Genomic DNA, 20532 nt, shown 5'->3' on the forward strand with positions numbered 1-20532 from the left:
CTTGGAGTCAAAGGAAAATGTTGCCTAATGGCTAGTTGATGTGCTTATATTTCATGCAACTCATCATCATTTATAAAGACTATGTCGCTAATTCTTGCCTCAACCTCCGTCTATCGCAAATCTTTGTTAGAAAAAATTGGTTTGAAATTTGATTTTGAGTCGCCAAATGTCGACGAATATTCATTGTTAAATGAAAATGCTGAACAAATGTGTGAACGGTTAGCAATTCAAAAAGCAAGAGCAGTGGCGAAACGGCACGACAACGGAATAATCATAGGCTCTGATCAAGCGGCCAGCCTTGGTAATAAAATTTTAGGGAAGCCCGGCAACCAAGCTAATGCGGTAAAGCAATTGCTTCAATGCAATGGAAAAACAGTAAGGTTTTACACAGGTCTTTGCATCATAGACGCCAATAATGGAAAACAGAAATCATTAGTTGACACCTTTGATGTTGTTTTTCGTGAACTTAGTGTTGCGCAAATCGAGCATTATGTTGAAACGGAAAAGCCTTTTGATTGCGCAGGAAGTTTCAAAAGTGAAGGGTTAGGTATCTGTCTTTTTCAATCACTCAATGGTCGGGACCCGAATACACTGATCGGACTGCCGCTAATCGCCTTGTGTGATCTGCTACCTGAATTTGGTATTCAGATTTTACAAAACCATTAATCTATTTCTGACGCTATACCCCAATCGCAAAAATCAACTCAAGTTTTTTAACATACTCTGCAATTCTTCGCTTAAAGGCGCTTCATGAAACATTTTCTCTGTAGATACAGGATGAATATAACTAAGTGAAAAAGCGTGTAAAAACAGGCGTTCTAAGCCTTTTTTTGCAAACTCTTCATTGTAATCGTCTTCACAATACTTTTTATCACCCAAGATAGCGTGACCAGCGTGTAAACAATGCACACGAATTTGGTGAGTGCGCCCAGTTATTGGTGACGCCTCGATTAAAGTTGCCTTATCGTAACGCTGCAATACACGATATCGCGTTTCAGACGGTTTGCCATCTTCAGCAACACAAACTAATCGTTCTCCAGATTTCAAAGTATTCTTTCTTAGCGGTGCTTTCACCTTAAAGCGGTTCTCCGGCCAATGTCCAATAACTAATGCCTGGTATCGCTTGTCTACCGTTTTTTGTCTTAGTTGCTCATGCAAATGTTTAAGCGCTGAGCGCTTCTTTGCAATGAGCAAACATCCTGAAGTGTCTCGATCCAAGCGGTGTACTAATTCTAGAAATTTTGCCTGCGGTCGCAGTGCTCTTAGCGCCTCAATCACCCCAAAACTCAACCCGCTACCACCGTGAACTGCCATACCAGAAGGTTTGTTGACGACAATTATCACCTCATCTTCAAACAAAATATTGCTCTCTAACGAGGCAACTTTATTAAGTTTGGTCGAAGGTGCCGCATTTGGTTCAGCCACTCTAATTGGCGGAATACGGGCAAAATCACCGGCTTTGAGCTTGTACTCAGGTTTTACACGCTTTTTATTGATGCGCACTTCACCCTTACGCAAAATGCGATAAATAAGGCTTTTAGGTACTCCTTTTAGTAAAGTACGTAAAAAATTGTCTATTCTCTGCCCTTCCAGGTCAGGTTCAATGGTTATAAATTGAACTTTATCAAATGCTTTATCAGTCATAGTGGGCGTATTCTAGCGTAGTTTTTATAATTAGCTTAAACATTTTAATCGCTTGCTTTAAGCACCTTTTTAATGAGATACTTCGGCTGTTTGTTGGCGTCTTGAACGCTGAAATATAAACAATGAGATGGGTTGAGAGATTTGTCACCGCGCTAACGATGTCGATTATATTCGTTAAGAAAAAAGCGCCATGCTGCAATTGAAGTGAGTAATTTTTCAAATGAACGTGCATGCAAAACTCCCCTCATCAAGCGAAGTACAATGTTGGTACCGGTCGCTTTTAAGTAAGAAATGAATTTGGCAACAGATTGACGTAATTGTCCAAAGACAATTAGTCGGTCTAATTAAAAAGAAATTGGGGTGATGCGCATCGCCCAAGGTCTCAGAAATGATAGTACGTTAAACGTGTTATGTCAGTCTGTGTTCCTTCATGAAATCAAGGCGTTATATTCTAACGCTAACTAGCGCACCTGAAGCATTTTCCAGTCGTGAGACTGCATGTTCTTATAGTCGTGAGACTATTTATTATTTGCTTTCTAGCCAATAACTTCACTTCTAAGCTTTCTGCTATCGGTACAAAAACCGAGTTTATAAAAAATGAAAAGAATGTTAATCAACGCCACGCAACAAGAAGAGTTGCGTGTCGCTTTGGTAGATGGTCAAAAATTATATGACCTAGATATTGAAAGTCCGGGACATGAGCAAAAAAAGGCCAATATTTACAAAGGCACAATTACCCGAGTAGAACCTAGTTTAGAAGCCGCTTTTGTTGACTATGGCGCTGAACGTCACGGTTTCCTTCCATTAAAAGAGATTGCCAAAACCTACTTCCCGGATGGGTATCGATTTGAAGGCCGACCCAGCATCAAAGATGTAATTAAGGAAGGTCAAGAAGTTATTATCCAGATAGATAAAGAAGAGCGTGGACAAAAAGGCGCTGCGCTAACCACCTTTATCAGTCTAGCTGGTAGTTATCTTGTTTTAATGCCAAACAATCCGCGCGCTGGTGGTATCTCCCGGAGGATTGAAGGTGATGAAAGGACAGAGTTAAAACAAGCACTAAGCAAATTGGATTTGCCTGATGGCATGGGACTGATCGTTAGAACAGCTGGCGTCGGCAAGTCTTATGAAGAGCTCGCCTGGGACCTAAGCGTACTAATCACTCATTGGAATGCGATCTCAGATGCAGCACAGAGCAAAGCTGCCCCCTTCCTCATTCATCAGGAAAGTAATGTTATTGTTCGTGCCATTAGGGATTACTTGCGTCGCGACGTCGGTGAAATCCTAATCGATAACCAAAGTGTCTTTGAAAAAGCATTGCAGCACATCCAACTTGTTCGCCCTGACTTTGCAAGTCGTGTTAAGCAATATAAAGGCGACGTGCCGTTATTCAGTCACTACCAAATCGAAACGCAAATCGAGTCAGCTTTCCAACGCGAAGTTCGTCTTCCATCAGGTGGCTCTATTGTAATTGATCCAACTGAAGCAATGATTTCTATCGATATCAACTCTGCCCGTGCAACAAAAGGCGGTGATATCGAAGAAACTGCATTCAATACAAACCTAGAAGCGGCTGATGAAATCGCTCGTCAATTGCGTCTACGTGATGCTGGTGGCCTCGTAGTAATAGATTTCATTGATATGACACCAGTTAGGCATCAACGAGAAGTTGAGAACAGATTGAAAGATGCTGTTAGACCTGACCGTGCTCGAATTCAGTTAGGTCGTATATCGCGCTTTGGATTGTTGGAAATGTCCCGCCAAAGATTGCGCCCTTCCCTTGGCGAATCAGCTCATATTGTCTGCCCACGATGTAGTGGTCACGGAAATATTCGTGGTACAGAGTCTTTAGCATTATCTGTTTTACGAATAATGGAAGAAGAAAGCATTAAGGACAATACGGGCCAGATTGAAGCGCAATTGCCGGTTAATGTTGCGACTTACCTATTAAATGAAAAGCGTATTGCTATACGTTCTATTGAACAGCGTCACAACGTCAACTTGCTTGTCATTCCCAACCCGAATCTACAAACCCCTCATTATCATGTTGCGCGCCGTCGTCCTGATGACACCATCACAGACCCAAGCTACAACATTGAACTAATGGATGTACAGTCTTCAGAAGTAGACAAGCCAACACAAGAAGTGAAACCCAAAGAGCAACCTGTACTGCAAGGCTTATCTGCACCGCAACAAGCGCCTTCAGCAACAAAGCCTGTAGAGCCAGGGTTGATTGAAAAGCTTTCCAAATGGATATCTGGCTTGTTTGAAAGCGAACCAGAACCCCAACAAACTAAGAAGCCAGCACAGCGTAATCGAAATCAACGCAACAATCGTGGTCGAAATGATCGTACTGGCAATAGAAAACCAAAACATCAAGACCGTGGTGAGCGTAAACCTAAACATGACCGCGTAGCTAAAGATGACAAACAGGAACAGGCAGCTAAACCAAAGCGCGAACCTCGCAACAAAAAGGGTCAAAAGCCAGCCGAGCCGAAGCAAAATGTAGAGGCTAAAAGTAACGAGAATGTTCAACCTGAGCACAAAAAAGAAAAAGTTGCAGAGCGACGTAAGCGTCGAGACAGTCGTCGAAATGTTCGCGGTGAAAAGAGTACTGAAAACGACGTAGTGCAAAATGCTGTTGAAGCACCTGCAACTGCTGAAGCTACTTTGGATAAACAACAGGTCGAATCAAACGTTGTCACTGAAAAAACGGCTACTGAATTAGACGCTACTGTTCAATCTGATGAGTCTGCACAAAACAAAGATGCTGCAACTGAACGCACGAGAAGTCGCCGTTCTCCAAGGCATATTCGTGCTGCGGGCCAAAAACGCAAAAAAGATTCAAGCACTGAATCAGCTGAGAGCAATGACAACCTAGACAATCACCCTGAAGGAACAATTGAAACAACTCAGAGTGATATTGATGTAGCCCAAGACGAATTGAAGTTTGATTCACCTACTGCTACGGAAGAAAAGGTAGAGAAGCCGAAACCTCGCCGCCGTCGCACTAAAAAGACTGAGTCTGAGAAAGAAGAAATTGCACAAGCTGCCGCTGAGATAACTTCTGAAAAAACAGAAACAACGCAGCCTGAAGATTCTGCCGAACAAAGCACGGAAGTAACAGGATCACCTAAGCAGGTAGAAATTGAGCTTGACTCACCTGCAGTTGAAGTTATAGCCGAATCTGTTAATGAAGAGCCACAAATCACATCAACTAAAGATGATGATTCTGAGTCAGTAGTGGAACTTTCTCAAGATGAGACAGTAACGAATGCAGATTCTGCGGATGGTAAAGATGAGATTCAGTCACCAGACGCTGTTACCGTTGCAAAGGAAGCTGAAAAACCAGCTAAAAAAGCAAGTAAAGGCGCAGCGAAAGGAAATGGCAAGCCGGTGAAAGTGAAAGCGGCAACCCCAGTCTCACATCCTATGGCAAAACCTAAAGCGATCGATGATGCGTTTGAGCAAATTGAGATCGTTTCAATGTCTGAAGACAAACGCCCTGCTGTGAAGATATCTGGTAAGAGCGCATCTATTGCCAATACTGCCAGTTCTGCTTCGGCACAGATGACTAAACCGTCTTCGATTGCATAATGCAATGAACGAAAGTTCACTGTAAATCAAAAAGCCTGCTTCTTGCAGGCTTTTTTCGTTTGACATGGATTAAGCTAAAGGTTACTCGAAACGTCTATCTACAGAGTAGTGATCAATGATTAACTACTGTTTAGCTTTTATCCCTTTTATTTTTAAGCATGTTTTTTATGTGCTTTAAGCATCAGGCCCCTCTAGCGTGAATGTTAAATGCTTACGCATGTCTTTCAATATCACGCCTTTTTTTAGTAAGGCTACGCTTAAGCGCTTTTGCCATTTCTTTAACTCAGGGTTGGCGGCTGATAGCGCTTCTTCATTTACAAACTGAAAGCGCAGTAATATTGAGCTAGGGAATTGGTGGTATTGCACGTCGAACCAGCATTTCGTCATACCGTGAAGTTCTTCACGGCCTTGCTCTTCAATCTTATTGGCCACGCTAAACAGCAGCGCTTGTTGCTTAAGTTGCACAGTGGAAAGCTTTTTCATTAAGTACGATTCTCTATTATTATTTCTACACTTTCGGGTGTACCGGCGCCTTCAATTGTCAGCCAGATTTGGCCATCCTGAACAGTTGCTTGGATTTGCATAGTACGGTGAACAGTACTTGCCAATTTGGCGCCCAACTCCTCTGGAACCGTAAATACTGACAAGTTTTTCCTGGCTTTTAACTTTGTCTTTTCTTTCTTCCACCATACTTCAAAGCTGTTGTTGGCGTATGAATATAGCTGCATCTGCTGGCTTTGATTACAGCCCTTTTTAATGCGCTGTTCAGAGGGTTGGCCTAATTCAATCCAGAGTTCTATTTCATCGCTGAAATTTTTTTGCCAAAGGTCTGGCTCCTCATCATTAGATAACCCTCTAGTGAACTGCAATCGCTCGTGAGCATTCACAATAAACGCAATAATTCGGAGCATCATGCGTTCATCATTTTCAGAAGGGTGGCGAGCAATAGTCAGGTTGTGGTCGTTGTAGTAGTTGCGGTCCATATCGGTAATCGATAAGTCAGCTTTAAAAATGGTCGCTTTAAGTGCCATGATGATCCTGAGTAATAAAGAGCGCGAAAGACGTGTGGATGTTGCGAAAATGCCGTCGAGTAATCAATTAACTAACAAAAATTTGTGCATACGAAGGTTAATACCAACTTCTTCAAGCTGTTGTTAGTTTTGTATTATTTCAATTCGATACCCGCCAAATTAACAGTTACATTTGGCGCACCGGTTAATAGCTTTTTTCGAATATCATCAGGAATTGAGGTTTTCTGATAGGATTTTGCATCAACAAAAACATAGGTGGTTGTTACTTCTGCAACAAGTTCATGAGATTCAAACTGTTTTATCATCGTAGTCATTGTGAACGAACTATTACCCACTTTTGGCACCCATGTTTCCAAACGCAGTACATCATCAAATCGAGCTGAACTTTTCCAACTAATATTGAGATTTACAACTTGGTTGTCCAAGCCACTGTCTATTAATGATTGATATCCCCCTAAAATGGCGCGTATAAATTCAGTTGCCGCTAGATCTGCATATTCCGCATAGCGAGAATTAAACACAACTTGTTGTGCATCGCATTCAGCGTATCGAATTCTTAACAATGTAGTAAAAGTCTCTGACATTAATCTAATTCTCGTTTTATTTGTATAGGTCTGGGTTTGTTCTGCACTTCTATTTCTTTTTCATCTAGGTCAAGTTCATCTGCGTTAGGTTGCCAGGCTTCTGATTCAAATTGATCAGGCTCTTCCTTATTTTCCCATTCATAAGCTTTTTCTCGAGGTTTTGGATCAAGATTTCGCCATATCAGGGCTGCAATAGTTCCGGCCAAGGCACCAAAAAGATGATATTCAAAGGAAATATTTTCCTCTCGGGGGAAAATCGTCATCGTCATGCCACCATACATAAAAAAGGCAGCCATCATAATAGCAATTGAGCTTTTGTCTCGTCTAAACAAACTAATTACAAATAAGTAGAAAAACATGCCGTGAGTCAATCCACTTGCCCCTATGTGATAGGAATCTCGAGCAAACAACCAAACGCCAATGCCTGATATCAACCAGATCAAACCGATGACACGCCATCGTGATTTTGGATAGCCATAAATGATGAACGAACCAAGTAACAACATCGACAAGGTATTGTTAAACAGATGTTCAATGGAACCATGTATAAAAGGAGCCGTGAGTATCCCCCACAGACTTTCAATTTTTTGGGGATAAACACCTAACCAAACCAAGTCAATGTGGAATATCAATTCAAACGATTTAATACACCAAAGCAGACTGACAAAGGTGCTAGTAACAAAGATGCTTTTTTTTAATGATTGCGTATTCATTACACAAAAATGTGTCCCCTGTTTGAAATCACAAGCTCACCTACTACAATCGTTTGCTATATGTATGTTCATCTTTGACTAAGTAGGTGCCTTTGGTTTAATGCAAAAGGCACCATGACATAGTTAGGTTTTTACACAGACATAACTTTGTTAACGGGAAGCTCCCTTATTCTTACACCGCTTGCGTGATAAATTGCGTTAGTTAAACTTGCTGCCACCGGCGGCGTTCCAGGCTCACCAACACCACCTGGCGGAGCGTCCGAAGCAATGATGTAACTTTCAATTTTTGGACATTGACTGATCCGAAGGACAGGATAGTCATGGTAATTAGATTGTTCTACCGCACCATTTTTAACAGAAATTTCGCCCATTAAGGCCAATGACAAACCAAAAATCATCGAGCCTTCTTGTTGAGAGCGCACTCTGTCCGGGTTCACCACTGTCCCGGCATCAATACTTGAATGCATCTCAAGCACAGTGACTTTGCCGTCTTCCACTTTCACTTTTGTTGCAACGGCGACATAACTAACAAAGCTTCGCTGCACACTTATGCCCCACCCCTCATTCTTCGCGGTAGCTTGATTAGCACCAGATTTAGACACTACATCAACCAAAACACCTTTCAATCGACTGACGTCGATAGGGAAATTTTCTAGCGGCTCCCCATAATTTTGATAATCAAAACCTTGGGTTTTTGGATCCACCATACGGTCTTCACCTAATAGTGACATCCACATATCGTAAGTACTTTTACCTGTCTTCGCGGCCAACTCATCTACAAATGAGCCTTGAGCAAATGCATGATGAATGTTACTTACCGAACGTACCCACCCGATTCGGATGTGACCAGTTGCTTTGTGCGTTTCGCAAACTAAATCATCTATGGCAAATGGGACATCTCCAAAGCCTAAAGACAATTCACCAGCCTGCGGCTCGTCAACGGTTCCTGTAAACGTCCAACTAATACTTGGAAACGCGGTTCTTTGCAGCCAACTGATGACTTGTTTGTTTTCATCTATTCCCGCAGCAAAATGCTGAGCACTGATAGCATGATAGTAACCTTGTTGGATGTCATCTTCTCGACTCCAAACCACTTTCACCGGCTTTCCTGTATGTTTCGCTAATAAAGCTGCCTCAACAGAAAAGTCTGGTTTGGATTTTCGCCCAAATCCGCCGCCCAAAAAGGTTACATGCACTTTAACTTTTGAGGGGTCGATTCCCAATGCACCAGCTACGTTTGCTTGTGTGCTTTGCGGTGTTTGTGTACATGCCCATATTTCGCAGTTACCGTCTCTTACTATCGCCGTAGCTGCGGGAGGCTCCATAGGTGCATGCACCAAATAAGGCATGGTGTATGTCGCTTCATGACGGTCCGCTGCACTGTCAAATTTTGCATAGGCATCACCTGCCACCCTAAACTTTTTACCCGGCGTTATAATACGGTGTTTAATTTCAGCTAAATATTCATCCGAATTGTGCGACGCATTCGCTCCGAGATCCCATTCGATATTCAGCGCTTTACGACCTTGCATTGCAGACCATGTGTTGCTGGCTAAAACTGCGACACCATTTAAGGGATGAAAGACAACGGGTGACGGTTGCTCAGGCATTTGATAGGTGTCAACCACTCCAGCAACCACTTTTGCGGCATCGCCATCAAAGGACTTTACTTTTGCACCGACCACAGGTGAACGTTCAATACTGGCGTACAACATACCTTCGATTTTTATATCCTGACCAAAATCCGCATTACCTGTAACAATATCTGGCAAATCGATTCCATCTATGGGTTTACCAATAAATTGAAACTCTTTTTTAGACTTAAAGGTTAATGTTTCAGTACTCGGTGGAGATAATTTTGCTGCGCTTTCAGATAGATATCCGAAACTCACTTTTCTTTGCGAATCTTTATGATGCACAAAACTGTCTTTTGCGTAGACAGTTGATACCTCGACTTTCCACAAATCTGCTGCAGCTTGCTCTAGCATTGTCCTGGCAGAAGCCCCCATTTGACGAAGCGTTGTATAAAAGCGTCGAATTGAACGAGATCCATCGGTATTTTGGCTACCATACCGTTCATCAGCTAAACCTTGAATGACTGATACCTTGTCCCACTGAGCGCAAAGCTCGTCGGCAACCACCTGAGGGATACTGGTTCGGATCCCCTGCCCCATTTCACTTCGATGACACACAATATTGACTGTGTTGTCTTTATTAATACTGACAAACAAATTCAGTTCATTTGACGATTGCGGGTGTTCAGCCCATACCGGACTAAACGCAGGCATGATGCCACCGAGTACCAAACCACCAGCACCAATTCCAGTAGTTTTTAAAAAGCGTCGTCTGCTTACATTTTGAACCTGAGCACTCATGCTTCATCCCCCACATTTTTAGCCAGACTATAATGTGCAGATGCATCCTTAATTGCCGCTCTTATCCGCGTATAGGTGCCACATCGACAGATGTTTCCTTGCATATAGTTGTCTATCTCTTCATCTGACGGTGATGGGTTGGAGGATAAAAGCGCAACGGCACTCATGATTTGACCAGACTGACAATAGCCACATTGCGGCACATTGTGCTGCTTCCAGGCCTGTTGAACTGGGTGTTCGCCATCTGGCGATAAACCTTCAATGGTTAAAACATCTTTGCCAGCCACTGCTGATATGGGCATGACACAAGCACGAACTGGCTGAGCGTCGATGTGCACTGTGCAGGCTCCACATTGCGCAATACCGCAACCAAATTTGCTTCCAGTAAGATCCAATACATCTCTTAATACCCAAAGTAGAGGCATAGATGGATCTACATCGACAGATCTTTGCTCTCCATTCACACGAAAATTTATCATGATTTTTCCTCTAAATGATTTGTCACTCTTAGTGTATCTTGCATTAACCAATTCTTGAGTTGCTCAGGTCGATCGATATCCAATGCCGCACTTGGTAGACTTACCTTTACCAACCTATCTGCATAACGGTTCAATAGATTTTTTGCCCCAACGTCACCCGTTAAAGACATTAAGTCTTGCCAATAGGATCGCGGAAAACTCGCAGGGACCCCCATAACATTGTTGTAACATGATGCGACAGGAAAAGTAGCATGACTAGTTTGTTCCTTCATAAGCCTTTGAATAGCCAAACTCGTCAACGCGATTTGATCGCCAAGACCGATAAGGACGTGATTTGCTTGTTCATCTTGTTGCAACAATGACGTTACACCAAACGCAATACTTTTTCCCAAACCCAATTGCCAGTCTTCATTAATGAGTACGTTTATGTAAGGGGGTAATATGGCGCTAATCGGTTGCCAATTGGCCCCCAACACAACATAAATATGTTTGCATCCAGCATGTTGGTATTTCTCAACAACATGATTAATCAAAGGAACGCCATTGACTAACGCCAACTGTTTACAGGAGCCAAAGCGATGTCCTTCTCCTGCGGCCATAATCAGACAGGAAGTGCTCATTGATGAAAAACGCCACTTATCGATAAGCCATCAGAATTTTCTAAATAGCAATGTATTTCACTAATAATTGATAGCGCGATCGATTCTGGTAATTCTCCTCCCAAACGCAACCCTACTGGGTTGGCGATTGGAATAGGATAGTGCTGCTTTTCTAGTTCAGCCTTCTCGAAGAGCCGATCTGTTCGATGAATCGGCCCTAATACTCCTAAGTATTTTGCGCTTGATGTGGCAACGAGCTTTAATGCTTCAGCATCCATGGTGATACTGTGTCCCATGACAACCGCAGCATCGATTGTATTTATCCATTTCGGAACAACTTCTGCGCTGTTCAATTCGCTTAACGGCGTTTTAATGATGCTATTCGCACAAGGAAAATAATCGTTTCTGGCATAGGCCGAACGAGAATCGAGTAACGTGATAGTCCATCCTAATTGTCCAGCAATATTGACCACTGGCTGAGCGTCACTGCCGCCGCCAAACACAGCGATATGAAACGGTGGAGCTATCGTTTGAATTAACTCATTACCGCCATCATTCAACACAAATTCTGGCTGTTTTCTTACTTTTTGGCTGGCGACGGCGAACAAATTTTTAGGCGGACCCTCTTCGATGCGTTGACGATATTCAGCGAATTGTCCATCGCATACCGCTTGATAAAGATGATGCAGATAAAGATACTGATTCTTCTTGTCAACGGGTTGCAACAAAATCTTGACCATACCGCCGCACCCTATGCCTAATTGCCAGGCTAGATCTTCTTCTTCACGCATATCGTAAGTGACAATTCGATTCTCATTGTTGTCCCAACAGCGCCGTGCCTGATTCATTATGTCTGACTCAAGACAGCCGCCACTGAGCAATCCATAATAGCGTCCTAAGTCATTAATCAACATGTGAGCCCCCTTCTTGCGATAAGAAGAGCCTTCGGTGTCAAAAATAGTCGCCAATACCCATTTATATTCATCTTTTAGAGGAAACCAGTGAGCTAAAATATGTTTTAAATGATTCGACATAAAGACTATTTGTATCCTTGTTAGTCTATTTTTCTGATGACGAGTGTTTCAGATATTTTATCTTGAATGGCCTGTCGGTTAGGATCCCAGAAAACCTGCAAAAAACCCATCAACCCAGTCGCCAGTCCTGCTCCGTATCCCCCATAGCGACCGAAACTTTCCCACAGGTTCAAAGCACTTCCGTCCAATTTGATCACCTTAATGCCAAGTATTTTTTTACCAATTGTCTGACCTTTTAACAATCCCATGGTGGCAGTAAAATAAAAAGCTGCCCAACCAAAACCTAACCCTAGATCCGACACAATACCTTGCATCCATTTAATGACACTATGATCTAAAAATGACGATTGCTGCTTGTTTTCTGGTGACGTCTCAAGACCTGGCTCTAAGACCTCTTCAATGTTTTGCGGGTCGGTTAAAACGTCCTGATTGATCGACTCGTTTTCCGATTGTTTAAACTTTTTAGTTTCAAAAAGCGTTTTTAAATTCATTTCTAAAGCCTGATATTCCACGTCACTTAATTGCTGCTCGGCATTTTGTAAAAACTCACTAAGCATTTCCCCAGCAGTGGATGCCTTGATATCAAGAGACGGTAAACCTTCGACAAACTCCTCTCCAACCAATTGCCAACAATGAAAAGGAAGTTCACAGTCGCCCTCAAACGTGCCTTCATTTAGCGCATTAATATCGATAAGATATTTGGCTGTAAATAATGTGACGGCGATAGCCGTTTTTGCATCTGTCTCTTCAAAATTCAAATCACTGCTTGTTTGCACATTTTGGTCCGGCGACTCTAAATTGAAAAACTGATCATTCACGCCGCCTAAAAATCCCAATAAAAATAGTGACAAAGCGCCAGCTCTAATACCATAAATAAGCCTAGACGAACGATTTTCACGCTTTAAACGCCGAGTAGACATCCATAACAATCCGGCAACAAACACTGCTAAAGCGTTACCACTAACACCTGAGAGGATCGCAACAAAGAGTAAATCGATGAGTAACGCCATAGCGCGACGAATAGGACTAGCTAATGGCGTGCCAAATAGAAAAGGTGCTACTTCAAAAGCATAAGGCGTGACTATTGAGCGAGTTTCTTTACGTTGCTTTTCTTGCCTCTGCTCATTGGATTCAGCTATTCGATCCAACTTTGTATTATTTGGCTCACTGAGAATGTTACTTTTTTCCATCTTAACGCTTCGTTAATGCCTTGATACCATCGGTTAATCCTTCTATCGTCATTGGAAACATTTTTTCTTCCATCAACTCTTTGATAATTTGCACTGATGCATAATAGTCCCAGTAACGAGAAAGCTGAGGATTAAGCCAAATCGCATGTTCAAAGTAGTTTGTTAGTCGTTTTATCCAGAGCGCCCCAGGCTCTTCATTCCAATGTTCAACACTCCCACCAGGATAGGTGATTTCGTAGGGTCCCATGGTCGCATCGCCAACAAATATCAATTTATAATCATTGCCGTATTTATGAATAATGTCATAAATTGAAATCAGCTCTTTGTTGCGTCTTTGGTTATCTTTCCAAACGCCCTCATACACACAGTTGTGAAAATAAAAATATTCCAAATGCTTAAATTCGCTATGTACCGCTGAAAATAGTTCCTCACACGCTTTGATATGAGCATCCATTGAACCGCCGACATCAAAAAACATCAGAACCTTAATAGCGTTATGTCGCTCAGGCACCATGTGAATATCTAACCAGCCTGCATTTTTAGCAGTTTTACTGATGGTTGTGGGTAAATCGAGTTCCTCACTGGCGCCTGTGCGAGCAAATTGCCGGAGCTTTCTTAACGCCACTTTGATATTTCGTGTGCCCAATTCAACGTCACTTGCCAGATTTTTAAAGTTCCGCTTTTCCCACACTTTTGCCGCTGAGAATTGACCGTTGGCGTCGTCACCAATTTTTATCCCTTCAGGATTATAGCCATGAGCGCCAAAGGGTGACGTCCCACCAGTGCCAATCCATTTATTGCCACCTTGATGCCTCTTTTTTTGTTCTTCAAGGCGTTTCTTGAGTGTTTCCAACAACTTATCGAGGCCCCCCAAGGCCTCTATCTCAGCTTTTTCTTCGTCGCTAAAATGACGTTCAAGTTGTTTCTTTAACCACTCTTCTGGAATGTCTTTACCAAAGAGGTCAAGAGACTCTACCCCCTCAAAATAGTCGGCAAAGGCGCGGTCGAATTTGTCATAGTAACTTTCATCTTTAACCAAACATGTTCGAGACAAAAAATAAAACGCTTCGGGATCGGCGAATACTACCTGATGCTTTAACGCATTAAGCAAATCAAGCAACTCCCTTAGCGTCGCAGGGACTTGATATTCCCTGACCTTAAAAAAGAAATCGACCAACATTAGCGACGCGCCATAAATACCAATTTTTCGAACAGGTGGATGTCCTGTTCGTTCTTAAGTAGGGCTCCATAGAGCGGAGGAATGGATGTTTTACCGTCTTTATTTTGCAGCGCCTCTGGCGGAATATCCTCTGCAACAAGTAATTTAAGCCAATCAATGAGTTCTGATGTTGACGGTTTTTTCTTCAAGCCAGGTACTTCGCGAAGATCAAAAAACGACTCTAAAGCTTGATTAAGCAAATCTTGTTTAAGAGAGGGAAAATGTACATCGACGATTTCACGCATCTGCTGAGCATCTGGAAATTGAATGTAATGAAAGAAGCAACGTCTTAGGAAAGCATCTGGCAATTCTTTTTCATTATTTGAGGTAATAATAACGATTGGACGATTGACGGCTTTAATTGTTTCTTTTGTTTCATAAACAAAGAATTCCATCTTGTCTAACTCAAGTAATAAGTCATTGGGAAATTCAATATCCGCTTTATCAATTTCATCAATTAATAGCACCGGCGGCTTATCTGCATCGAATGCTTGCCAGAGTTTACCTTTGACTATGTAGTTGCTGATGTCTTTGACACTTTCGTTACCCAGTTGTGAATCCCTAAGCCTCGAAACTGCGTCATATTCGTATAAACCTTGTTGGGCTTTTGTAGTAGATTTAATATGCCATTGTATAAGCTGCGTTCCTAAACTTTGCGCAAGCTCCTCAGCTAACATGGTTTTGCCTGTACCTGGCTCACCTTTAATTAATAAAGGTCTTTGTAGAGTTATGGCAGCATTAACAGCTAGCTGTAATTCTTTGCTCGCAATATAGTTTCCGGTACCGGTAAATGACATTTCTAACCTCTAGTTTTTAAAAATATGTAAATATAAAAATATGATATAGCAAAAAGCACTTTGAAATTCTGCAGCTCACCACAATCATATGAAAGTGTTTTATATTAAAGATGGTCAATTGCAGTAAGCAAAATCATCGATTTTCGATCATATGTTTGTTTAAGTCAGACGACAGAACAACCTTAAACAGGCTTGAAAACTTATTCAAATAACAAATAACCATTTTATGGTATCACTGAAAGTGACCTTAACCTATCCAAGGACATGCTATGCAAGTTTATGACGACAATTCCTTAGCCATTGGCAACACCCCCTTAGTGAAATTAAACCGTGTTGTTTCCAGCGGCAATGTTTACGCCAAAATGGAAGCCAGAAACCCCAGTTTTAGTGTGAAATGTAGAATTGGTGCCAACATGATTTGGGACGCTGAAAAGCGTGGGATCTTGACCCAAGAAAAGGAGCTGGTTGAACCGACAAGCGGAAATACAGGTATTGCCCTTGCCTTCGTTGCTGCCTCTCGCGGTTACAAACTGACGTTGACTATGCCAAGTAGTATGAGCTTGGAACGCCGTAAATTACTCAAGGCTCTAGGGGCAAACCTGGTGTTGACTGAAGCGGCTAAAGGCATGAAGGGCGCAGTCGCAAAGGCACAGGAAATTGTTGCATCTGATCCGTCCAAATTTGTTTTACTTCAGCAATTTGACAACCCGGCTAATCCAGAAATTCATGAAAAAACTACTGGGCCAGAAATCTGGAAAGATACCGATGGTAAAGTCGATGTATTTGTCGCTGGTGTTGGTACAGGCGGTACTATTACTGGAGTAAGTCGATACATTAAGAAAACCCAAGGCAAGAATATTTTGACTGTCGCTGTTGAACCAACGGATTCTCCGGTTATTACCCAAGCCAAAGCAGGTGAAGAACTCACTCCGGGGCCTCACAAAATTCAAGGTATAGGTGCCGGCTTTATTCCCGGAAACCTCGATTTGGACATGGTCGATCAAGTAGAGCAAGTGAGCAATGAAGACGCTATTGCTATGTCCCACAGGCTATTGAAAGAAGAAGGGATTCTAGCTGGTATTTCAACAGGAGCAGCAGCGGTTGCCGCTAAACGGGTAGCTGAGAAACCTGAGAATGCCGATAAAGTTATTGTTGTCATATTCCCAAGTTCAACTGAACGTTACCTAAGTAGCGCATTGTTTGCTGGCGAATTTTCAGATATGGAAGAGATTCAGTAAAATTTTATCTATTTTCACAATTCAAGAGGAGGCCGTGAGCCTCCTCTTTACTTTTTGACCATTAAAAAGCAGACTATGTGTAGTGAAATCGTATTAAAATAATTATGAAAACCTCAGCATTCTCGAAAATTTTATTCCTATTTTTTGCCGTACTGGCCTTACAAGCTTGTGATACAAACAAGAAAAAAGGTGCAGGCAAATACGGTATGATGGATACGAACACTCCAGACTACGCGGCGGTTGCATTCTTCGAACATATATATCGAGATAAAAATCTCAATAATGCGTTAGCCATGAGTACACCTCGTATGGCTAAAATACTCAAGTCATACCATACCAATCGTAACGTGCAACGTCACGTCATCGATCTGACCTACGATGAAGTTGAGATCCAACCTGATACAGGTAATTCGGTTGGACGAAATGAATTCGCAAAATCCGCTGTGGTGACACTTTTTTTCACCGGAACCATACACGGTGACCGGGTGGAAGATATTCGAATCGTTGAAATGGTGCGTATTGATGGAAAATGGTTAGTCGATAGAGTTCAGGCTGACAAATATCTGTGAGCAATAAGGAAAATCCCATTAGATTGAGTGAGTCAACTTGGTTAACTCAACTCAAGCGTCTGCATGCTATTGCCGAATCTGGTCTAGCCTTTTCTCCTGAGCCATTTGACGTAGAAAGATACCAAGAAATTTAACTGATTGTCAGGCAAATGCTGGCCAATATCACCCAGCTTCCAATTGAACCTGTTAATTCACTTATTACACCTTATCATCTGCGTTACGTGACGCCACAAGTAGAAGTAAGAGGAGCGTTGTTTCATGAGGATAAGGTTTTATTAGTTCGCGAAAAATCAGATGGTAAGTGGACGTTGCCTGGCGGCTATGCCGATGTCGGTTTAACGCCAGTTGAAAACATCTGTAAAGAAGTACAAGAAGAAGCCAATGTGATTGTCGATAATTGCTCATTGGTATCAATCAGGCGCAAAGGATCTGGACCCTATGACGCAGACATTAGAGAATTCTACAAACTGATATTCCTGTGTCATTGCACAGGTGACATTGAGCCTAAAGGAGGTCATGAGACCGATGAGGCAGAATTCTTCTCTTTAAACGACCTCCCCATATTGTCGACCGGAAGAACAATTGTCCGAGATATTTTCGATGCAAAAACCTGTTTAGACGATACCAATACGCCGGTTATCGTTGACTAACCAAGGCTAGCAAGCGGATTGGTATAACGACATTATTCGCCAACAGCTATACCTTCCCTTCTTGGATCCGCTCCTCCAATGAGGGTTTTACCGCTAATTTGAATACCGTGTAAACCACTGTTCAAATCAATAACTTTGACGTTGTGACCTAGAGCTTCAAAGTCTGACTTCCAGGTCTCAGCCAACGTTCCCTTCTCCAATGCAGTATAGTCATTTCGGTTTGTAACTTTTGGTAAGTTTATGGCTTGTTGAATATCAAGTCCCCAATCTAGCACACCAATTATTGTCTGGGCCACATAACTCACTATTCGACTACCACCAGGAGAGCCCAGCACTAATACCAATTGATCATTCTGATCAAATACCATAGTAGGGCTCATTGCGCTTTTAGGTCTTTTATTCGGTTCAACTCGATTCAATGCAGGTCGATTGTTTGGGCTGGGATGTAAAGAAAAGTCTGTAAGTTGATTGTTTAACAGAAAACCTTCTACCATTAAGCCCGAGCCAAATGCAAACTCGATGCTACTAGTCATAGCGACCGCATTACCATGTTTATCAATGATTGAAACGTGACTGGTGTTTGGCAGTTCAAACGATGTATCTTGGCCTAACGAAGCTGTGATATAGGGGTCGCCAGGTCTGGCAAAAGACATATCTTTTTTGAGATCGATTGAATCTGCTCTGCGACTTAAATAGCTTTGACTTATCAAAGCCGCAAACGGAAGCTGAGAGAAGTCGCTATCGGCGATGTACATTTTACGATCTGCATAGGCCAACTTGGATGATTGGGTGAACAAATGCATTGCTGGGACAGAATTCGGTCCCATTTTTGCTAAATCAAACCCCTCCAACATCTTCAGAATTTGCAGAACACTTATCCCACCAGAACTAGGTGGTGGCATCCCGCAAATTTTATAGGTTCGATAATACCCGCAAACAGCGTCGCGCTTTTTAGCTGAATAGTTTTGAATATCCTCTTTAGTCAATAAACCGGGATTAATCGTCGCAAGCTGTGCAGTTTTCGCGATTTTTTCAGCTAGCTCCCCTTGATAAAAATAATCAGCCCCCTGTTGAGCAATGTTTCGTAAAACACGAGCTAACTTAGTATTCTTTTTATTTGTCCCTTGAGTTAATTCTTTACCGTTTGGATAAAAATATGCTTTAGAAGAGAGAAAATCCTGTAAACCTGGATGAAACTTTAAAGCTAAAAGACGTTCAAGACGTGGCGATACAGTGAAGCCTTCTTCAGCCGTACTGATAGCATCAGAAAAAAGCGTCTCCCATTCCATTGAACCAAATTCACTATGGGCCTTTTGTAATGCCTTTAGAGCGCCCGGAACCCCTACTGAGCGACCACCGACAACAGCATCACGCCATTTCATGGGTTTTCCATCTTGCATAAATAAATAGGCGTTTACTTTTGAAGGCGCCGTTTCACGACCGTCATAAGCAAACAACTTTTTTGCTTTATTGTCCCAGTATAAGATGAAGTTCCCTCCACCGATGCCAGATGACTGGGGCTCTACCAAGGTTAACATTGCCTGAACTGCGATCGCAGCATCAATAGCATTGCCACCATTTTTGAGAATGTTTTTACCTGCCCAGGATGCATAGGGGTTTGCTGCCACAACCATGTATTCGGAGGCAAGATGAGCTTTCTTCTGGTTAAATCCTGTTGCTGCCTCCGGTTCTCTGTCTTCCCTTTTGACCTGTTCTGCATTAATCGAAATGCTTGTAAATAGTGTGACAAGTAACAACAAACGTAGGCGTAACTTCACTTAAATTCTCTTTAAATTGATCAACTGCTGCAAAGACACAAAGATAACCATCCAACCTCAGCCTTGCAACTGTATTTAACCCTAATTCTGGATAAGAAATGTCGGAATAGCTTAGTTTTTAAAGCTTTATCAATGACATAGAAGCTATCGTCATTTCGATATTGGGTTTTAATAGGTAAGTGCCGTGATTTATTCCCTTATCAAGGCGAGAATTATGTTGTCTAGTCGCTCTAAACGCATAATGAACAACGAAGATAGGGGGATAAATAGCGGTGCTTACAGGCGTTACTTATCCGGGATTGGGGTTATTTATTGCATTGCTTATTTCATGTTATCCCTTTTGTGTTGTGAGACTCTCAACATTTGGTTATCGTTAGTAAAAAGCTAAAATGAGTTTTATTGCCTTATCGTACGTTTAAATTTACCAACAGCTCCCACACAAATAACGGGTCCGCTAGTTATCGCTGTACTGTGTGTTTTTGTTTGGCTTTTTGACGAACAACTCGGCGAGTATCTGAGTTTGAATCAGTCCACTATTCAAGCAAATTTTTACTGGTCATTTATCACCGCCAACCTGTTGCATACAAACACCGCCCACTTGCTTTTAAATCTCGGAGGACTGAGTTTGCTTTGGGCTATACATGGCTACAGTTACACCGTAACAAACTACCTAATTCAATTTTTATATTTTTCACTGGCTGTCACATTAGGTATGGCCTTTTTATCGAATAATTTTGCATGGTACGTAGGTTTATCTGGCGTATTACATGGCACCTTTATCGTGGGCGCATATCAGGACATACGACATAGGATAAAATTTGGTTGGTGGCTGATGTTGGGTGTATGGATAAAAATTATTTATGAACAAGTTATTGGTGCAGATGAGAATTTACAAAGCCTAATCGAAGCACAAGTTGCGGTAGATGCGCACCTTTACGGCGCGATTGCAGGAAGTTTATGGATAGGTGGTCGCTTGGTTTTGAATCAAAATAACCGCTCAACCCCTAAGAATTGAGCGGTCAATTGTTTGCCACA

20 protein-coding genes are annotated in these 20532 nt (G+C 42.1%); 7 read left to right on the plus strand and 13 right to left on the minus strand.

The window, feature by feature from the left end:
* The first annotated feature begins 81 nt into the window (after positions 1-81).
* Entirely contained in the window at positions 82-666 is a 585-nt protein-coding gene (locus tag FM019_RS05770) for a nucleoside triphosphate pyrophosphatase (RefSeq protein ID WP_143834982.1), read from the plus strand.
* A 33-nt stretch (positions 667-699) separates the two neighbouring features.
* On the opposite strand, the gene rluC is transcribed toward FM019_RS05770, so the two are convergent.
* The gene (gene rluC / locus FM019_RS05775) at positions 700-1644 is read right to left on the minus strand and encodes a 23S rRNA pseudouridine(955/2504/2580) synthase RluC (protein ID WP_143834983.1); all 945 of its coding nucleotides are present in this window, start codon (positions 1642-1644) and stop codon (positions 700-702) included.
* 597 nt (positions 1645-2241) lie between these two features.
* Here rluC and rne point away from each other — a divergent pair.
* A complete protein-coding gene (gene rne / locus FM019_RS05780; RefSeq protein WP_409553363.1) occupies positions 2242-5241 on the plus strand; it encodes a ribonuclease E in 3000 nt (999 codons plus the stop codon).
* Between the two features lie 174 nt (positions 5242-5415).
* Here rne and FM019_RS05785 read toward each other — a convergent pair whose 3' ends face one another.
* From FM019_RS05785 to FM019_RS05835, 11 genes are all read right to left on the minus strand, one after another.
* Positions 5416-5724 (minus strand): hypothetical protein, encoded by a 309-nt coding sequence (locus tag FM019_RS05785; protein WP_143834984.1) that lies wholly within the window; start codon positions 5722-5724, stop codon positions 5416-5418.
* The gene (locus tag FM019_RS05790) at positions 5724-6272 is read right to left on the minus strand and encodes a YaeQ family protein (protein WP_143834985.1); all 549 of its coding nucleotides are present in this window, start codon (positions 6270-6272) and stop codon (positions 5724-5726) included. The genes FM019_RS05785 and FM019_RS05790 overlap by 1 nt, the downstream gene beginning before the upstream one ends.
* Positions 6273-6406: 134 nt before the next feature.
* Positions 6407-6856, minus strand: a complete 450-nt coding sequence (locus tag FM019_RS05795) for an acyl-CoA thioesterase (RefSeq protein WP_143834986.1) — start codon at positions 6854-6856, stop codon at positions 6407-6409.
* Positions 6856-7569 carry a rhomboid family intramembrane serine protease gene (locus FM019_RS05800; protein ID WP_143834987.1) on the minus strand — a complete coding sequence of 238 codons (714 nt, stop codon included), beginning with the start codon at positions 7567-7569 and terminating at the stop codon, positions 6856-6858. Before FM019_RS05800 ends, FM019_RS05795 begins: the two co-directional genes overlap by 1 nt.
* A 131-nt stretch (positions 7570-7700) precedes the next feature.
* The gene (locus tag FM019_RS05805) at positions 7701-9944 is read right to left on the minus strand and encodes a molybdopterin cofactor-binding domain-containing protein (RefSeq protein WP_143834988.1); all 2244 of its coding nucleotides are present in this window, start codon (positions 9942-9944) and stop codon (positions 7701-7703) included.
* Positions 9941-10423, minus strand: a complete 483-nt coding sequence (locus FM019_RS05810) for a (2Fe-2S)-binding protein (protein WP_143834989.1) — start codon at positions 10421-10423, stop codon at positions 9941-9943. The genes FM019_RS05805 and FM019_RS05810 overlap by 4 nt, the downstream gene beginning before the upstream one ends.
* On the minus strand, positions 10420-11043 hold the full coding sequence (locus FM019_RS05815) for an NTP transferase domain-containing protein (RefSeq protein WP_143834990.1): 624 nt from the start codon (positions 11041-11043) through the stop codon (positions 10420-10422). Before FM019_RS05815 ends, FM019_RS05810 begins: the two co-directional genes overlap by 4 nt.
* Positions 11040-12056: an XdhC family protein gene (locus FM019_RS05820; RefSeq protein ID WP_143834991.1), complete on the minus strand. Its 1017-nt coding sequence runs from the start codon at positions 12054-12056 to the stop codon at positions 11040-11042. The genes FM019_RS05815 and FM019_RS05820 overlap by 4 nt, the downstream gene beginning before the upstream one ends.
* Before the next feature lie 20 nt (positions 12057-12076).
* The gene (locus FM019_RS05825; protein ID WP_143834992.1) at positions 12077-13246 is read right to left on the minus strand and encodes an RDD family protein; all 1170 of its coding nucleotides are present in this window, start codon (positions 13244-13246) and stop codon (positions 12077-12079) included.
* 1 nt (position 13247) lies between these two features.
* Positions 13248-14426, minus strand: a complete 1179-nt coding sequence (locus FM019_RS05830; protein ID WP_143834993.1) for a vWA domain-containing protein — start codon at positions 14424-14426, stop codon at positions 13248-13250.
* On the minus strand, positions 14426-15262 hold the full coding sequence (locus tag FM019_RS05835; RefSeq protein ID WP_143834994.1) for a MoxR family ATPase: 837 nt from the start codon (positions 15260-15262) through the stop codon (positions 14426-14428). The genes FM019_RS05830 and FM019_RS05835 overlap by 1 nt, the downstream gene beginning before the upstream one ends.
* Positions 15263-15531: 269 nt before the next feature.
* Here FM019_RS05835 and cysK point away from each other — a divergent pair, with 269 nt between their 5' ends.
* The 4 genes from cysK to FM019_RS05850 all read left to right on the plus strand — a co-directional run bounded on the left by cysK (position 15532) and on the right by FM019_RS05850 (position 17719).
* Entirely contained in the window at positions 15532-16500 is a 969-nt protein-coding gene (cysK, locus tag FM019_RS05840; protein ID WP_143834995.1) for a cysteine synthase A, read from the plus strand.
* Positions 16501-16604: 104 nt separating this feature from the next.
* Positions 16605-17069 carry a hypothetical protein gene (locus FM019_RS05845; RefSeq protein WP_143834996.1) on the plus strand — a complete coding sequence of 155 codons (465 nt, stop codon included), beginning with the start codon at positions 16605-16607 and terminating at the stop codon, positions 17067-17069.
* Positions 17070-17092: 23 nt separating this feature from the next.
* The gene (locus FM019_RS20910; protein ID WP_221934361.1) at positions 17093-17203 is read left to right on the plus strand and encodes an NUDIX hydrolase N-terminal domain-containing protein; all 111 of its coding nucleotides are present in this window, start codon (positions 17093-17095) and stop codon (positions 17201-17203) included.
* Between the two features lie 15 nt (positions 17204-17218).
* A complete protein-coding gene (locus FM019_RS05850) occupies positions 17219-17719 on the plus strand; it encodes an NUDIX domain-containing protein (RefSeq protein WP_221934362.1) in 501 nt (166 codons plus the stop codon).
* A 32-nt stretch (positions 17720-17751) separates the two neighbouring features.
* Here FM019_RS05850 and ggt read toward each other — a convergent pair whose 3' ends face one another.
* Complete coding sequence (gene ggt / locus FM019_RS05855) at positions 17752-19497, minus strand: gamma-glutamyltransferase (protein ID WP_260681547.1); 1746 nt, start codon at positions 19495-19497, stop codon at positions 17752-17754.
* Between the two features lie 520 nt (positions 19498-20017).
* Between ggt and rrtA the strand changes: the two genes are divergently transcribed.
* Positions 20018-20512 (plus strand): rhombosortase, encoded by a 495-nt coding sequence (rrtA, locus tag FM019_RS05860; RefSeq protein WP_260681548.1) that lies wholly within the window; start codon positions 20018-20020, stop codon positions 20510-20512.
* The last annotated feature ends 20 nt before the right edge of the window (positions 20513-20532 follow it).

Source organism: Aliiglaciecola sp. M165, from assembly GCF_007197995.1.
Lineage (GTDB): Bacteria > Pseudomonadota > Gammaproteobacteria > Enterobacterales > Alteromonadaceae > Aliiglaciecola.

Coding starts and splice junctions, on each gene's coding strand:
- FM019_RS05770 (WP_143834982.1), top strand. CDS start 82: ATGTCGCTAATTCTTGCCTCAACCTCCGTCTATCGCAAATCTTTGTTA.
- rluC (WP_143834983.1), bottom strand. CDS start 1,644: ATGACTGATAAAGCATTTGATAAAGTTCAATTTATAACCATTGAACCT.
- rne (WP_409553363.1), top strand. CDS start 2,242: ATGAAAAGAATGTTAATCAACGCCACGCAACAAGAAGAGTTGCGTGTC.
- FM019_RS05785 (WP_143834984.1), bottom strand. CDS start 5,724: ATGAAAAAGCTTTCCACTGTGCAACTTAAGCAACAAGCGCTGCTGTTT.
- FM019_RS05790 (WP_143834985.1), bottom strand. CDS start 6,272: ATGGCACTTAAAGCGACCATTTTTAAAGCTGACTTATCGATTACCGAT.
- FM019_RS05795 (WP_143834986.1), bottom strand. CDS start 6,856: ATGTCAGAGACTTTTACTACATTGTTAAGAATTCGATACGCTGAATGC.
- FM019_RS05800 (WP_143834987.1), bottom strand. CDS start 7,569: ATGAATACGCAATCATTAAAAAAAAGCATCTTTGTTACTAGCACCTTT.
- FM019_RS05805 (WP_143834988.1), bottom strand. CDS start 9,944: ATGAGTGCTCAGGTTCAAAATGTAAGCAGACGACGCTTTTTAAAAACT.
- FM019_RS05810 (WP_143834989.1), bottom strand. CDS start 10,423: ATGATAAATTTTCGTGTGAATGGAGAGCAAAGATCTGTCGATGTAGAT.
- FM019_RS05815 (WP_143834990.1), bottom strand. CDS start 11,043: ATGAGCACTTCCTGTCTGATTATGGCCGCAGGAGAAGGACATCGCTTT.
- FM019_RS05820 (WP_143834991.1), bottom strand. CDS start 12,056: ATGTCGAATCATTTAAAACATATTTTAGCTCACTGGTTTCCTCTAAAA.
- FM019_RS05825 (WP_143834992.1), bottom strand. CDS start 13,246: ATGGAAAAAAGTAACATTCTCAGTGAGCCAAATAATACAAAGTTGGAT.
- FM019_RS05830 (WP_143834993.1), bottom strand. CDS start 14,426: ATGTTGGTCGATTTCTTTTTTAAGGTCAGGGAATATCAAGTCCCTGCG.
- FM019_RS05835 (WP_143834994.1), bottom strand. CDS start 15,262: ATGTCATTTACCGGTACCGGAAACTATATTGCGAGCAAAGAATTACAG.
- cysK (WP_143834995.1), top strand. CDS start 15,532: ATGCAAGTTTATGACGACAATTCCTTAGCCATTGGCAACACCCCCTTA.
- FM019_RS05845 (WP_143834996.1), top strand. CDS start 16,605: ATGAAAACCTCAGCATTCTCGAAAATTTTATTCCTATTTTTTGCCGTA.
- FM019_RS05850 (WP_221934362.1), top strand. CDS start 17,219: ATGCTGGCCAATATCACCCAGCTTCCAATTGAACCTGTTAATTCACTT.